Annotated in this window: 10 protein-coding genes; 5 read left to right on the top strand and 5 right to left on the bottom strand. The window is 39.3% G+C overall.

The window, feature by feature from the left end; all coding sequences use genetic code 11:
- Positions 1–125 precede the first annotated feature (125 nt).
- From hemH to AC27JR_RS01480, 4 genes are all read right to left on the bottom strand, one after another.
- Positions 126–1,145, bottom strand: coding sequence for a ferrochelatase (hemH, locus tag AC27JR_RS01465; RefSeq protein ID WP_487172540.1), 1,020 nt, complete (start codon positions 1,143–1,145; stop codon positions 126–128).
- A gap of 73 nt (positions 1,146–1,218) precedes the next feature.
- Positions 1,219–2,556, bottom strand: a complete 1,338-nt coding sequence (gene nosR / locus AC27JR_RS01470) for a response regulator c-di-GMP phosphodiesterase, NosR family (RefSeq protein ID WP_487172542.1) — start codon at positions 2,554–2,556, stop codon at positions 1,219–1,221.
- Positions 2,557–2,664: 108 nt separating this feature from the next.
- Entirely contained in the window at positions 2,665–4,059 is a 1,395-nt protein-coding gene (locus AC27JR_RS01475; protein ID WP_131692283.1) for a sensor histidine kinase, read from the bottom strand.
- Positions 4,056–5,240: an FIST signal transduction protein gene (locus AC27JR_RS01480; RefSeq protein ID WP_487172543.1), complete on the bottom strand. Its 1,185-nt coding sequence runs from the start codon at positions 5,238–5,240 to the stop codon at positions 4,056–4,058. Before AC27JR_RS01480 ends, AC27JR_RS01475 begins: the two co-directional genes overlap by 4 nt.
- A 209-nt stretch (positions 5,241–5,449) precedes the next feature.
- On the opposite strand from AC27JR_RS01480, the gene AC27JR_RS01485 reads away from it, so the two are divergent.
- From AC27JR_RS01485 to arfA, 5 genes are all read left to right on the top strand, one after another.
- Positions 5,450–6,028 (top strand): response regulator, encoded by a 579-nt coding sequence (locus tag AC27JR_RS01485; protein WP_076918811.1) that lies wholly within the window; start codon positions 5,450–5,452, stop codon positions 6,026–6,028.
- A 3-nt stretch (positions 6,029–6,031) separates the two neighbouring features.
- The gene (locus tag AC27JR_RS01490) at positions 6,032–8,041 is read left to right on the top strand and encodes an EAL domain-containing response regulator (protein ID WP_487172544.1); all 2,010 of its coding nucleotides are present in this window, start codon (positions 6,032–6,034) and stop codon (positions 8,039–8,041) included.
- The gene (locus tag AC27JR_RS01495; protein WP_487172545.1) at positions 8,038–9,195 is read left to right on the top strand and encodes an HDOD domain-containing protein; all 1,158 of its coding nucleotides are present in this window, start codon (positions 8,038–8,040) and stop codon (positions 9,193–9,195) included. The genes AC27JR_RS01490 and AC27JR_RS01495 overlap by 4 nt, the downstream gene beginning before the upstream one ends.
- A gap of 439 nt (positions 9,196–9,634) precedes the next feature.
- The gene (locus tag AC27JR_RS01500; RefSeq protein WP_487172546.1) at positions 9,635–12,163 is read left to right on the top strand and encodes a TonB-dependent receptor plug domain-containing protein; all 2,529 of its coding nucleotides are present in this window, start codon (positions 9,635–9,637) and stop codon (positions 12,161–12,163) included.
- Positions 12,164–12,338: 175 nt separating this feature from the next.
- On the top strand, positions 12,339–12,539 hold the full coding sequence (arfA, locus tag AC27JR_RS01505; protein WP_008464937.1) for an alternative ribosome rescue factor ArfA: 201 nt from the start codon (positions 12,339–12,341) through the stop codon (positions 12,537–12,539).
- 428 nt (positions 12,540–12,967) lie between these two features.
- On the opposite strand, the gene AC27JR_RS01510 is transcribed toward arfA, so the two are convergent.
- The gene (locus AC27JR_RS01510) at positions 12,968–13,693 is read right to left on the bottom strand and encodes a MauE/DoxX family redox-associated membrane protein (protein WP_487172548.1); all 726 of its coding nucleotides are present in this window, start codon (positions 13,691–13,693) and stop codon (positions 12,968–12,970) included.
- Positions 13,694–13,765 lie beyond the last annotated feature (72 nt).

The following is a 13,765-nucleotide window of genomic DNA, read 5'->3' on the forward strand; positions in this document are numbered from 1 at the left end:
CAGCTATAAGAAAGTGATACAAGAGAAAGCGCGAGATATACTCGCGCCTACAAACAAGCTTTCACCGCACTTGGCTAATCTCCAGCTGAACGCTGAGAGCTAAAACCTAACCGCTGCTCTCTTTTTTATAGCATTGGCTTTAACACATCAAACATGGCGTCAATGTGATCATCACGGTCATTTAGGGCTGCAATGTATCGGTATTTTTCGCCGCCAGCTTCTTCAAAAATTTCGCGGTTTTCACCTTCTAATTCCTCAAGTGTTTCTAGGCAGTCGGCGCTAAATGCAGGGCTAATAATTGCAATATCTTTAATCCCTTCGCCAGGTAGGCTTTCTAAAGTAGCGTCGGTGTATGGTTTTAACCATTCAGCTTTACCAAAGCGACTCTGGAATGTAGTGATCACTTTATCTTTGTCTAGGCCTAGTTTTTCTACAACTAAACGCGTTGTTTGCTGACATAAGCAGTGATAAGGGTCACCATTATCTAAAAACTGTTTAGGCATACCATGGTACGAAAACACCATTTTTTGTGGCATTCCGTGTTTTTCTAAATCTTCGCTAATGCTGTTAGCGAGTGATTCTAGGTAGGTTGGGTTTTTGTGATACCCATTTACAAAGTGCAGCTCTGGCACCCAGCGCCATTTTTTTAATACATTGGCAACCGCGTCGAAGGTAGAGCCTGTGGTTGGGCTTGAGTACTGCGGATAAAGTGGCAATACAATAATGCGGGTTAAACCTTTGTCTCTAAGCTCTTCAAGGCCCGCTTCGATTGATGGATTACCATAGCGCATCGCCATAACCACTTCGGTGTTGGTATAGCCATGGTGTTTTAATAAGGCATTTAATTTAAGGCTTTGCTGGCGTGTAATGTGAGTAAGCGGCGAGCCATTTTCAGTCCAAATACTTTTATATAGCTTGGCAGAACGTTTTGGGCGAATGCGTAAAATAATACCATGCAGTATTATCATCCATAAAATACGCGGAATTTCTACAATGCGCGGATCAGATAAAAACTCACGTAAGTAAACACGTAACGCGCTTGCTGTGGGGGCATCAGGGCTGCCTAAGTTGGTCAGTAATATTCCCGTTTTTTGGTTAAAACGCCCGTCGTGGGGATTATCGGTAACGGCAGAAAATCGCGACACGTTGTGCTCCTTCAAGCAAAGTAATTAATTTATTTAAGCCTATTGTAACGAATAAAAGAGCAATTTAGATCAATCATTTAGCAGTTTTAACCATAATTCTAAATGGGGTCGGCTTTTTAGCTTCGAGTTGTTGTAGTTTAATAATCGATTTTGTATTAAAAACATGTCCTTTAGGTAAAAGCATAATGCCTGTATGGCTGTGCAGTGAGTTTGCCAGTGTCATACTCTCTTCAAGTTCTTGAGCGCAAATTACTTTAATCGAGCCAATAGACGTGTCTGAGGCCATAAGCTGTAAATGACTTGCCTCAAGCGATTTTACTATTTTTGGATGATATAAGCTGCCACTACCAAGCTTAATATTATTAAGTGCCACCTCATGACGCATTTTTGTAGTTAATAATGGATCGCTTTGCTGGTAATGATCCCAATAATCACGTGCTACGCTCAGTACCATAGCTCCAATGGGAATATCTTCTCCTGCCAGTCCTTTAGGGATACCCTGGCCATTGTAGCGTTCGAATTGATAATAAATAGCATCAGATACATCGTTTAAGTGAGTTGCTGGCATGAGCATTAATTGTGAAATACTAGGATGTGTATAAAAGGTTTTTCTTTGTACTTCATTCAGCTTATTAATGGGTTTGTTGTAAAGCTCAGGATCCATAGCAAGTAACCCAATTTGAGCTAAGTATCCTGCCATAGGCGCCAATGTAATGCTTTTTTGAGATACATTAAGATAGCGCGCAATTTGGGTACATGTACCTGCTATACTTTCGGCTATTTTTCCATCGAGGTAAGGGTTTGCGTTAATAAAGTTATAAAGCAGCTCAACGGTGGATTGGTGCTCGCGTTTTTCATTTTCATTTGCGACTTCGAGCTTTTTTAGTACGTTTCTAATTTGCTTTGTTCGTTTGTCGACGAGTTGTTCTAGATTACTGTTAAGTTCTTTTAATTGCAGGTTTTGCTGATTTACATGAAACTGTAAAATTTCATTTTGTTTTTTTAGTCTAAACTTTTCTACGCCTGATTGTATAACACTAATTAAGTGATCATTTTGCCAAGGCTTTTGCACATAGGCGTGAATGCCTCCTTCATTTACCGCACTTATTGTTGACTCTAAATCAGAAAAACCAGTTAACAAAATACGTTGGCTATCGGGAGCGATTTTTCTCGCTTTAGCTAAAAACTCCGCCCCACTCATGTGTGGCATGCGCATGTCGCTTATTACCACATCAAACTGTTTATTTTGCATTTTTTCCAGTGCATCTTCACCACTGGTTGAAACACTCACATCAAATTTATGTTGGCGTAATAAGCGCACTAAGGATTTAAGTACATTGGCTTCATCATCTAAGCATAAAATGCTCGGTGGCTGCTGTTTTAACTGTTCTAATTGAGCAATATCTGTCATTGATCTTTTTACCACCAATATGATTATGAGTTATAAGATTAAATTTAGTCTAAACTTTGGCTGTAAACAGCTGATAATGTGATAAAAAATCACTCATTAGCGATTTTTTTACGCGTTTAAAATACTCAAAGCATCGTCAGTTAAGTTAGGCTTTTTAGGTAAGGTAATGTTAAAAATAGTGCCTTGATTTAACTGACTTTTAACACTAATTAGGCCACCGTGTTGTTCTATTATTGCTTTACTTATAGCCAGTCCCAACCCTGTACCTTGGCCAATCGGCTTTGTAGTGTAAAAGGGATCAAAAATTTTATTTAATTTGTCCTCATCAATTCCACAGCCATTATCTGCAATCGTAATATAGGCATTATTTTTATCGGCTTTAGTGGTAATACTGATCACTCCAACTTTGTCGCAAATAGCTTGAGCGGCATTAAAAAATAAATTTAAAAATACTTGAGAGAGTTGAGTCGAACGACCAGTGATGATGATTGGTTCTGTGTTGAAGTGTTTTTCAACGTTGGCGCTGTATTTAATTTCGCTCCAGGCAACACGTAATGTGTTATCAATAAGCTCGGTTATATCAATGTCGCCAATTTGGGTTTGATCTGGATGAGCAAATTGTCTTAACCCTTGTACAATCTCTTTAACACGATCAGCCCCTTCACTCATTTCAGTAATGATATCGCTTGAGTCTGATTGTAATTCATCAAATTGGTAATGCTGTAGCGTATCTACTAATGTTTGCTGCGTTATGGCTTTTTCTGCTTTGAGTGCGTTAATTAAATGGCTAAATTGCTCTAGGTTGTAAGCCAAATTTTGGATGTTACTGACTATGTAGCTTAAAGGGTTATTTATTTCGTGCGCAACGCCTGCAGCCATTTGCCCTAACGAAGCCATTTTTTCAGAGTTGATTAACATTTGCTCTATGTTATTTTGTTTTTCTTGCATTTCTTTTTGTTTAACAAGTAGATTTCGTTTTTCAAATTGTGAAATCGTATTCCCTGCAAAACTGACAAAGCGTTGCATTAAAGTAATGTCGTGTTGATTAAATGCGCCAATCGTTTCAGAAAAAATATACAACTGATAGCTCTCTGTGCTAGTACTTACTGGGGTGGTGAGCATTGCATGCTGCGAATGCCAAAAAGGATCGGTTACTTGCCAATTAGGAAGTTGGTGTAAGTTAAATACATTTTTAATGTTTCTATTCGGTTTATCGAGAACTGTAAGCTGGGTAATTATTGCATCGCTATGAGGGTGCGATGCTGTGACTAATGTAGATAATTCATCACTGGGATTTATTTTAATTAAAATAGCCGCAGAAAAAGAGATCGCTTGTTGCAAAATATTAAAAAACTCAGTGAGTAAGGTTTCTGTGCTGTCGTTTTTTAAGATTGCATCTAGGCCGTCTAAAATCAGGCTGTTGAAGGCACGGTTTTCTTCAAGTGCTAAATTATGAACCTGTAATAAATGTAGTTTTTCTAATAGTATTTCGTTGGTAGTCATACAGAATCACCAAATATTTCGCATGAGATCATTAAGTTACCGTGCTTACTAGTTGAGTCGCTAAATGTGCCAAGTTCTCCAAAGGTAAAGCCCATAATAAACGGTGTGTTGGGTAATTGTGCTGCAATAGAGTGTTTTACTTCTTGCATTGCACTTTGAATAGATAACATGCAGCCGCCACAAAAAATAATAATAGCGCCCTTTATATTTTTTATTGCATGTAAGTCTGCCAGTTTGGTCAGTGAAGAAACGACCATATCGCCTCGTTTTATTAATTGTTCAGGGCTTCCCGAAGCAAGATAAACAGTATCGCCAACGCTTAAATTTGAAAATAATTCTAGCGTGCCATTTTCAGCTACCGCTGGGTGGCTTAGCAGCAGCCTAGGAATATCATCATCAGAGGAAAGGGCTCTTGCCAGTGGGGTCATTACTGATTGGGTAAGTATATTTCCTGCTTTTAACTGTTCAAACCCTATGTTTTTTCGCCACTGATTATAAACATCAAAGGCAGGCTGGTTATCGATAGTATTTAATATGCGACCATCAACGTTTGTAACTGTACCCAGCTGGTCGGTTTTATCGTAGCCTGAACTATAAAAGCCGAACGTTTCTACAGAGGGATATAACACCGCAATAATAAAGCCTTGTTGGTATACACTATTAGCATCGCTAAAACGCCACTGTGCTGAAATGTCGTTGTCGGCGCAACTTCCTCCAAAAACGGGTATACGCTGCCCTATCGCATCTTGAATTCCTTGTAATACTAGCTCTTCGTTCCCTGGGACTTGAAAGCACCAGACCATTTTGGGGGTTATTCCTGGCTGGCCTGCATTAGCAATGGCTTTGAGTACGGTTTTAGAGGCATTTTCTCTTAGATTATTGGTTGTATTGCAACTGGCAATCCCATAATGACCCCTTGAGTCTTTAATCGAGAATAAACTGATACTTTGCTCATTTAATGAGAGGGTTTGCTCGGTTGATGAACCAAGGCACGAAGAGATGATTAAACAATTTTGAGTGTTTTTTAAAAAGCGTGGCTGATTATTATAAAGGTATTTAATGGTATCGGTTGTTGCAAACCCTAGCAGCAAGTCTGGGCCATGGTCTACAAATTGGCTTATAGGTTGAATAAATTTATCTATATCGCTGCCGTGTGTGTGAAAAGTATCAATGGCGAACATAGATGCCCCTTGGAAATAAAGATAGCCACAATTGTGGGTGTTTTTAACTATTAATAATAGCTTAGGATTTATTCTAGACTATTCTTGAATAAGGTGTGTTATTGAGTTAGCTGTTAATTAATGTCACTTACGTCTTAAATGTCCTATTTGTCGCTATATCATTAAACTTATGTTAATGTGATTTTAAAATCAAGTTGAATTTTATTAGCATGCTAAAAACATTAAAGCCAAGTGAGATTGCTAGTTATTGCGATGTTCACCAACGTACGGTAAGCCGTTGGATTAACGCGGGAGACTTAAAAGGGCATAAGCTGACTGGTCGAGGTAATTACAGGGTGCAGGTGATTGACTTTATTGACTTTTTAGTCAGAAATAAAATGCCCGTTCCACAAAGTTTGTCGCATAAGCCGCAAGTCTTAATTATTGATGATGAGGCTAATGTTCGTTCTGCAATTAGGCGTGTTTTAAAACGAAGCGGTTTTGACGTTGTAGAAGCCGCAGGTGGGTTCGAGGCCGGTACGTTAATGCACCAGCGAAAACCAGAGCTGATAACTGTTGATTTATCTATGCCGGGACTAAGCGGTATTGAGGTCATTCGTTTTATCCGCTCTTGCGAAGAGTTTAAAGATATTAAGGTATTAGTGATTTCAGGGATGCCTGAAACTCAACTAATCGATGCAGTTAATGCCGGTGCTGATGGGTATATTTGTAAGCCATTTAGTAACGATACATTGATAAACCGTGTAAATATTTTATTTGGTGAAAATAGAATTCTTCTTGGGGTGTAAATAGTGGCTTTGCGAATTTTATTAGTAGACGATGAACTCAATGTATTGAAGTCTTTAAAGCGAGTACTTGTTCGTTCTGGTTATGATGTAATAACAGCATCCACTGGTTTTGAAGCGCTTGAAATATTAGCGGCTAATCAAATTGAAATCATCATTACCGATTTTAGAATGCCAGAAATGAACGGCGCTGACTTATTACGGCAGGTTAAAAGTCGCTGGCCCGATTGCGTAAACTTAGTGCTAAGTGGATATGCTGATTTTAAGTCTGTGGTTGAGTTATTGAATCAGGGATTGGTATTTCGTTTTTTAGAAAAGCCATGGGTCGATAGTGAGCTACTTGAGAACATTAGCGAGGCGCAAGTAAAATATGAACAGCGCCGAGCTAAAAGAGTAAGAGATCAATTATTAATGGGCAGCATGTCTGGCCTAATAGAAATAGACAATAACGGTATTATTAATCGTTTTAACGCACCTGCCGCTGAAATCATTCCAGATATTCATTTATATGAAAATAAACACCTCGCCCATTTAGATACAGCTCAAAATAAAGCGGTAAGCCAGTCTTTTATTGACAAGCAAAGCAGTACACTTTTTATTAACTATGCACGCGCCTCTGATCTAGCTAAAAGCGAAGAAGTTATGATAGAGCGTTGTTTAAATGATGATTCTTATCAACTTTTAAAGTTATCAAGCAACTCAAATAGCATGAGTAACATTTTTCAACTCACCAGAACACAGTCGGTGGTAACCAACGAGTCTGACTTTTATAATCATTTAGCTTTATGTGAAGCGAATAAAGAATGTTATGCATTAGTTTATATAGGTATTGCGCAGTTTCAATTAATTAATGATTTGCTAGGGGGCGAAGATGGCAGCCACCTTGTAAAATTGGTTTTGGAAGTGCTAAAAGGTGTATCAGAAAAAGCGGTCAAAGTTCTTCATAAGAGCGCCGATCGGTTCGTATTATTTGTTCCTGAAATTAAATCTGATAGTGAAATTTTAACCGATTTAAATAAGGCGATGAATGATCTGAAAAAAGTACTCCCTAGTAAATACACCGATGCTCATGTGCAGCTTTATGGGGTGTATGGTTTGTTTCCTGAGGATAGCTTAGAGGGAAAAGAACTCGTTAATCAAATGCAGTTGACGATGAATTATCAAGTAGGTGATCAGCAGCGTATTTGTTCTCGCTTTGACCCTCAGCTGGTCGCAGATTATAAAAAGAACTTTGAGTTAAGCCGTTTATTATTAACAGCGGTAAATAAAGATGAGCTTTCATTACGCTTTCAACCAAAGATTGATACTAAAACAGGCCAAATATTTATTGCTGAGGCGTTAATTCGCTGGTATGAGCCGAGTAAACATGGCTGGGTAGCGCCAGCTCATTTTATCCCTATTGCTGAATGCGATGGTCAAATTATCTCAATAGGGCGCTGGGTTATTTCTCAAAGCTGTAAAACACTAAAATATTGGGGTGATAACAAAACAGGCGTGGGTGTATTAGCAATTAACTTGTCTGCTAGGCAATTAAAAGATGATCCCGATTGGATTGACTACATGCTCGAGTGTTTAAGCAGCAATAGTTTAGAGCCGGCACAGTTAGTTTTTGAGTTAACAGAAACTTATCTAATCGAAGATTTTACTACCTGCGAACAGCAATTAATAAGGCTAAGATCGTTAGGGTTTAAGCTATTGATTGATGACTTTGGTGTAGGTTACTCATCACTTGGCTACCTTTCAAAGCTGCCTGTAGATGGCGTTAAACTAGATAGAACCCTTATTACTGATATTGAATCGTCTTTAGCGATGCAAAGTATGGTTCGTAATATTACGCGTATGTCGCATGATCTAAATTTAAAAGTTGTTGCTGAGGGGGTAGAAACAGCCTATCAATGTGAATTAATTAAAAAGTTAGGGTGTGACTATATACAAGGCTATTACTATAGTGAGCCTTTAGAGCAGAATGATTTTTGTAATTATTTAAACCATTTTAATTCTCAAGGTGCGCAATGAGTTCGATTACGGTCGTCATACTAGACGATGATGCTTTTTTATTAAAAGTATTACAAAGGACTATTCATCGAGCCTATCCAGAGGTTGATATAATGACAACCTCTGATATTGATGAATTTTGGCAGCTGCTAAACACTAAGCAAGACTTAGATTTAGTATTAAGTGATTATTTAATGCCGCAAATGAATGGATTGGATGTTTTAGAGCAGTGCTCTTCACAAAACCCCTATCCAGTGAGGGCGTTACTTACCGGCGATATGACGCTTAGTACTATGATGCGACAACCTAATGTTGTGCATGCTTATCTTGCTAAGCCGTTTAATGAAGCAGATATAACCTCGCTTTTTGACAATGTAGCGGCGTTAAAGTCGTTACCTTTTGCTTTTAATGTGCGCAGGCAGTTAGGGGCTATGATTAGCTTTCCTGTTTACCCTCTTATTTTAAAAGAACTTAGAGACTTAATACAAAGCAATGAATTTGATTTGCACGATATAGCCAATGTTGTTTCTCAAGAGCCAATAATAACGGCTAAATTGTTACAACTTGCAAACTCCGCTTATCTTGGTTTTGTTAGGCCTACATCGTCAATAGATGAAGCTGTATCGAGGCTTGGAATTACCATATTAATGGCAATTACGACGTCTTTATTAGTTGCTAAAAATTTTGAATCGTCTATTCCTAGTGACGTACATGAAAAGCAATTAAATATAGCGGCGAATTACGCTAGCTGTGTTAAGCGCTTTGCTAAACAAGCTGGGTTTAGCCTACAACATCAAGAGCTACTTTTCTCGGTGGCGTTATTGAGTTTTGTTGGCAAGATTATTTTATTGTCTCAAGCTCAAAGCGATGCGCCAGATGAGCATGCCCAAACTATGGCCGATGGGTACGTAAGTGCCAATTTTATTTCGGCCTACGTTTTAAAGTTATGGGGATACGATACTAAAATATGTAACTTACTGATGAGTTGCCATGATTTAGATGGTATTAATGATAATGATCTAATCATATTCAATCATATGTTATATGTAGTTAGGCAAGTTATTTTTGATAAACAAACCCCCATGCAATTACGTGCGTACTGTGAATCAACAGGCGTAGACCCTCTACTTTGTCATCTTATTAGTGAGTTTGATTGGCATAGTTACACCTCTTAAATAGGCCTGTATAAAATATTGTTTAAAAACGGACAGTACTACATAACGACCTATTTATAGTTTCTGCTGAGTACCCTTTCTTACCTTTTGCTATCTACTTTAGTCTAATAAAAACCGCATAAAACGTCATTTGGAGTGTGTTTTTTGCCCAGTTCAGAGTAAAAAATATACAAAACTGTTGTTTTTACTAATTATAAACAAAACCTTAATTTTAACATTGCATTAACTTTTGGGGTTGTGATATTAAATTGCTACTTTGGCTGTATTTTGAGCTTTTAAAGGTGTTATTTTTCTGTTTTTAAAGTTATTTGCATTCTTATGCTAATTTTATCAATTTTTTTGTTTCTTTTTGTTTGTGTATGTTGCTAGGATGTTGGCAAGGGGATACAGGAATATACCCCACACACATTATAAGAATACACAAAACAGGGTCATCATTATGTCAACATATCGTTTAAACACATTGGCTGTAGCGGTTGCTTTTGCTTTCAGTGCGCCAAGTATGGTTAATGCACAAGAAGCGCCTGCTAAAGCTGAAAAAAATATCGAACAAATATCTGTTTTAGGTTCGCGAGTTTCAAACCGAACTGCCACTGAGTCGTCATCACCTATTGATTTAATTGACGCAGATGATTTAAACAAAGGCGGCTTTACCGAGCTTGGCCAAAGCTTACAGGCAACGGCACCGTCGTTTAACTTTTCTCGTACACAAGTTTCTGACGGTTCCGATTTATTTCGCCCTGCTACATTACGCGGCTTACAACCAGACCAAACGCTGGTTTTAGTCAACGGTAAACGCCGTCATAATCAATCTATTTTTGGTTTAACCAGTACTGTGGGCGGCGGCTCTGCGGGTACTGATATGAATGCGATCCCGCTTATTGCTTTAAAAGGGGTTGAAGTGTTGCGTGATGGTGCGGCGGCGCAGTATGGCTCTGATGCAATTGCAGGGGTTATCAACTTATCACTTAATAACTCAACAGATTTAACCACCGGGTACGTACAATATGGCGAAACGGCAGAAGGGGATGGAGAAACAATTTCTGCGGGTTTAAACCGTGGCTTTGAATTAGGTAATGAGGGCGGTTTTATTAATTTATCGCTTGAGTACCGCGATGCAGATAAAACTAACCGCGCAGAGCGAGATACCGGTGGTTCACTTGATGTCGCACCAGGTACTTTATCGGACGAAGTACGTTGGGGACAAGGTAATGCAGAGAGTGAATTTACTTCGGTATTTTACAATATGGCGTTGCCAATGGGTGAGGGGGAGCTTTACTCATTTGGTGGTTACTCTGAGCGAACTGCACTAGGCAACGGCTTTTACCGTAATTTTAATGAAGCGTCTAAAAACGTAACGCAAGTTTACAGCGACGGTTTTTTACCGCAAATAGATAATGAAGCACAAGATATTTCGGTATCAGTTGGTTTTAAAGGTGAAATTAACCCTGATTGGACCTACGATGTTTCTGCAGTTTATGGTGAAAACCAATACGATTTTACCTCACGCAATACTTTAAATGCGTCATACGCGGCGGAGTATTTATTTAATAACCCCGATGCAAGCGATACCGATATAGCCGCGAATGCTGGCCCAACAGAGGGATACTCGGGTGGTTTTAGGTTTGATCAAACAACCTTTAATGCAGATATAAACGGGATTGTTGATATTGGTCGTAGTGAGCCTGTTTATGTTTCAATTGGCGCTGAATACCGTAAAGAAAACTATGAAATTGTACCCGGTGAAGAAGCATCATACGCATGTGGAACAGCCAACACGGATACCTCATACCCATCGGTGAACGATCCGAGTCAATTTGCACAATGTGGTTTTCAAGCTTATAACGGCCTTCGTCCTGAAGCCTCGAATAAGAGCGACCGTGATAGCTATGCGGTGTATGTTGATGCAGAAACCATGTTAAACGATGCATGGAATGTGAGCGGCGCACTTCGCTATGAAGATTTTTCGAATGCAGGTGACGACATCATAGGTAAAGTAGCAACACGTTATGAATTTAATGATGACTTTGCGGTACGTGGTGCGTTATCAACGGGTTTTAGAGCACCATCATTACAGCAAAGTGGTTACACTGCTTTTACCACTAACTTAGGGTCTGACGGCACGTTAAGTCAGTCGTTTACTGCGACAACAGGTTCAGCGTTCCCTGCTGCTTTAGGTGTTGATACTTTAAAGCTTGAAACATCAACTAACTACAGTGCCGGTTTTGTTTACGATGTGACCAGTGATTTATCGCTAACTGTTGACTTTTACCGAGTAGAAATTGAAGACCGTATTACGCTAGGTAGCTTGTTGTCGGCTGATGATGTGGCGTTTAGTCCTGAGGCGGTTGCTGCTCTGCAAGCAACGGGTGCAGTGCAAGCGAATTACTTTTCAAACTCAGTGAATTCAACCACTCAAGGTGTGGACATTATTGCGTCATACCGCACTGATTTATATGATGGTAATTTTTCTGCTACGTTTGCGGGTAACTTAAACGAAACTAATATTGATAGTGTGAATGCAGCTCCCGGCATTCCAAAAAGTGTAGCACTTGATGACATTCAAAGTAGCTTTTTAACCGACGGACAACCGGGTGAACGTGCAACGCTTACCTTTGATTATGAGCGTGATGCCTACAGCGCAATGATCCGCTTTAATTACTTTGGCGAAACTGATGTGAAGTACTTTGGTAATGACCATATTGAGCTTGCAACAGATGGCTCGTTTAAAGCGACGAGTACCGTAGAGACTGCAGTACTCGTAGATTTAAACGTAAGCTATGAAATTAATGAGATGTTTTCGTTATCGGTTGGAGCAGACAACGTATTTGATGAAACACCGGATGAGCTAGGTGATGATGAAGTACTAAATGCTATCTCAAATGGGGCATTTAAATACCCGTTACGTGCTGTACCATACGGTTTTGATGGCCGTAGTTACTATGCAAAACTAAGCTTTAGCTTTTAATTTTATAAGCTAAATAGGCGCCGTTATAAACGGCGCTTTTTTTATGGCTAAAATATATTTAAAACAGCATTAAAAATGATTGCATGCTTGAAAATTAAGCATACAATCGCCATCCATAACGAAGGCGCATTGCTCCTTCGAGTGATTCTTTTATTTTTAACGAATAGGAAATAATATGACTAAAAAATGCAAAGCAAAAGCGGTTAATAAATCCGCTGTAGACACCGGCCGCGGCGTGATCAAACACAACGCATTAGCAGCACTGGTAACCTCTAAAGTATTTAAGCCGCAAGTGGTTAAAGCTAAAAAAGGCAAAGGCTCGTTTAAACGCAACAACAAACATGCAGGACAAGAGTCCTATTTAATCGCGGCTTAATTAGCACCGATCAAATAGGGCTTTTGAACTTACCGAAATAAGACTGGCTTCGAGCGAAGAGCTACGAGCTACGGGTTTCGAGTCACGAGTAGCGAACACAACCTAGCACCTTTAGCCCTCTCTTTCCGCGCAGCGTCTCATAACCTCTATGTGAAAATTTTACTAAAACCTATTTGACCACAGAGAAGCGAATGAGAAGAAAGTAAACAGGCAACAGGTTTCGAGTGACGAGTAGCGAGCTTGTGCAAACAACCTAGTATCTAGTCATACTATTCCTAAAACCTAAAACCTAAAACCTAAAACCCAGAACCTAAAACCCAGAACCTAAAACCCAGAACCTGCACTTTTAGCGCAGCGCCTCCCGCAGCTCGTAGCCCGCTATCAAAATATGAAGGACGCGGTAAGTTGTAACTTACCGCGCTTTTATATTATTTAACTAGCATCCATAGACCGGCTGCTATCATAAATAGGTTTTCGGTTAATGAAATAAAGCCAAGCGGTACATTGCTATCGCCGCCAACACAGGCGCATTTTAGTGCTCGCTTATCTATATATACAGCTTTAATAACAGAGACTGCGCCAATACTACCTATAAATAAAGAGATAGGGGCAATTGAATAAGCGGGCAGCGCTGCAATCATACCTATACCCACAAAGGCTTCTAAAAATGGATATACATAAGCGTAAGGGATCACTTTCATGGCGAGTAAGTCGTAAGTGATAAACGAGTTTGAGAAGCTGGTTAAATCTTGTAGCTTTTGAATGGCTAGTACGGCCATGGTTAATGCCACGAAAAGCTCAAGTGTATACATGCTTAGCCCTGCACCACTTAACGAAAAAGCTAAACTGAGCAACAAGGTAACCGCAAAAATCGCTATCACAGGGGTATAGGTTGTACCTTGCTGACCGGCAGGCGATTTATTAAAGAAACTTCTAAGTTCATCGTAGCCACCGATGCGCTTATCATCTATAAACGTTTGTGGTGTTGTTTCTACGTCGTGTTGCTGTTTAAACGCATCGGTTTGCGCTCTTGAGGTGAGTAAGTGATCGTCTACTTCAAAGCCTTGACGTGCAAGCAAATCTTTAGATTTTAAACCAAATGGGCAAATATGTTCATCGGTTGCCATTCTATACAATTGGGCTGACTTGGCCATAATTTACTCCTGTATATTTATACCAATTTGCAATAATACTTAATTAAGTGAATCGGTATTAGAGAGTTGAAC

It is taken from the genome of Pseudoalteromonas sp. NH0006-26 (assembly GCF_057552415.1).

Bases quoted from the DNA above. Each gene is read 5' to 3' on its own strand.
- AC27JR_RS01475 (WP_131692283.1), bottom strand. From the start codon at position 4,059: ATGACTACCAACGAAATACTATTAGAAAAACTACATTTATTACAGGTT.
- AC27JR_RS01500 (WP_487172546.1), top strand. From the start codon at position 9,635: ATGTCAACATATCGTTTAAACACATTGGCTGTAGCGGTTGCTTTTGCT.
- arfA (WP_008464937.1), top strand. From the start codon at position 12,339: ATGACTAAAAAATGCAAAGCAAAAGCGGTTAATAAATCCGCTGTAGAC.
- AC27JR_RS01480 (WP_487172543.1), bottom strand. From the start codon at position 5,240: ATGTTCGCCATTGATACTTTTCACACACACGGCAGCGATATAGATAAA.
- AC27JR_RS01495 (WP_487172545.1), top strand. From the start codon at position 8,038: ATGAGTTCGATTACGGTCGTCATACTAGACGATGATGCTTTTTTATTA.
- AC27JR_RS01485 (WP_076918811.1), top strand. From the start codon at position 5,450: ATGCTAAAAACATTAAAGCCAAGTGAGATTGCTAGTTATTGCGATGTT.
- AC27JR_RS01510 (WP_487172548.1), bottom strand. From the start codon at position 13,693: ATGGCCAAGTCAGCCCAATTGTATAGAATGGCAACCGATGAACATATT.
- nosR (WP_487172542.1), bottom strand. From the start codon at position 2,556: ATGACAGATATTGCTCAATTAGAACAGTTAAAACAGCAGCCACCGAGC.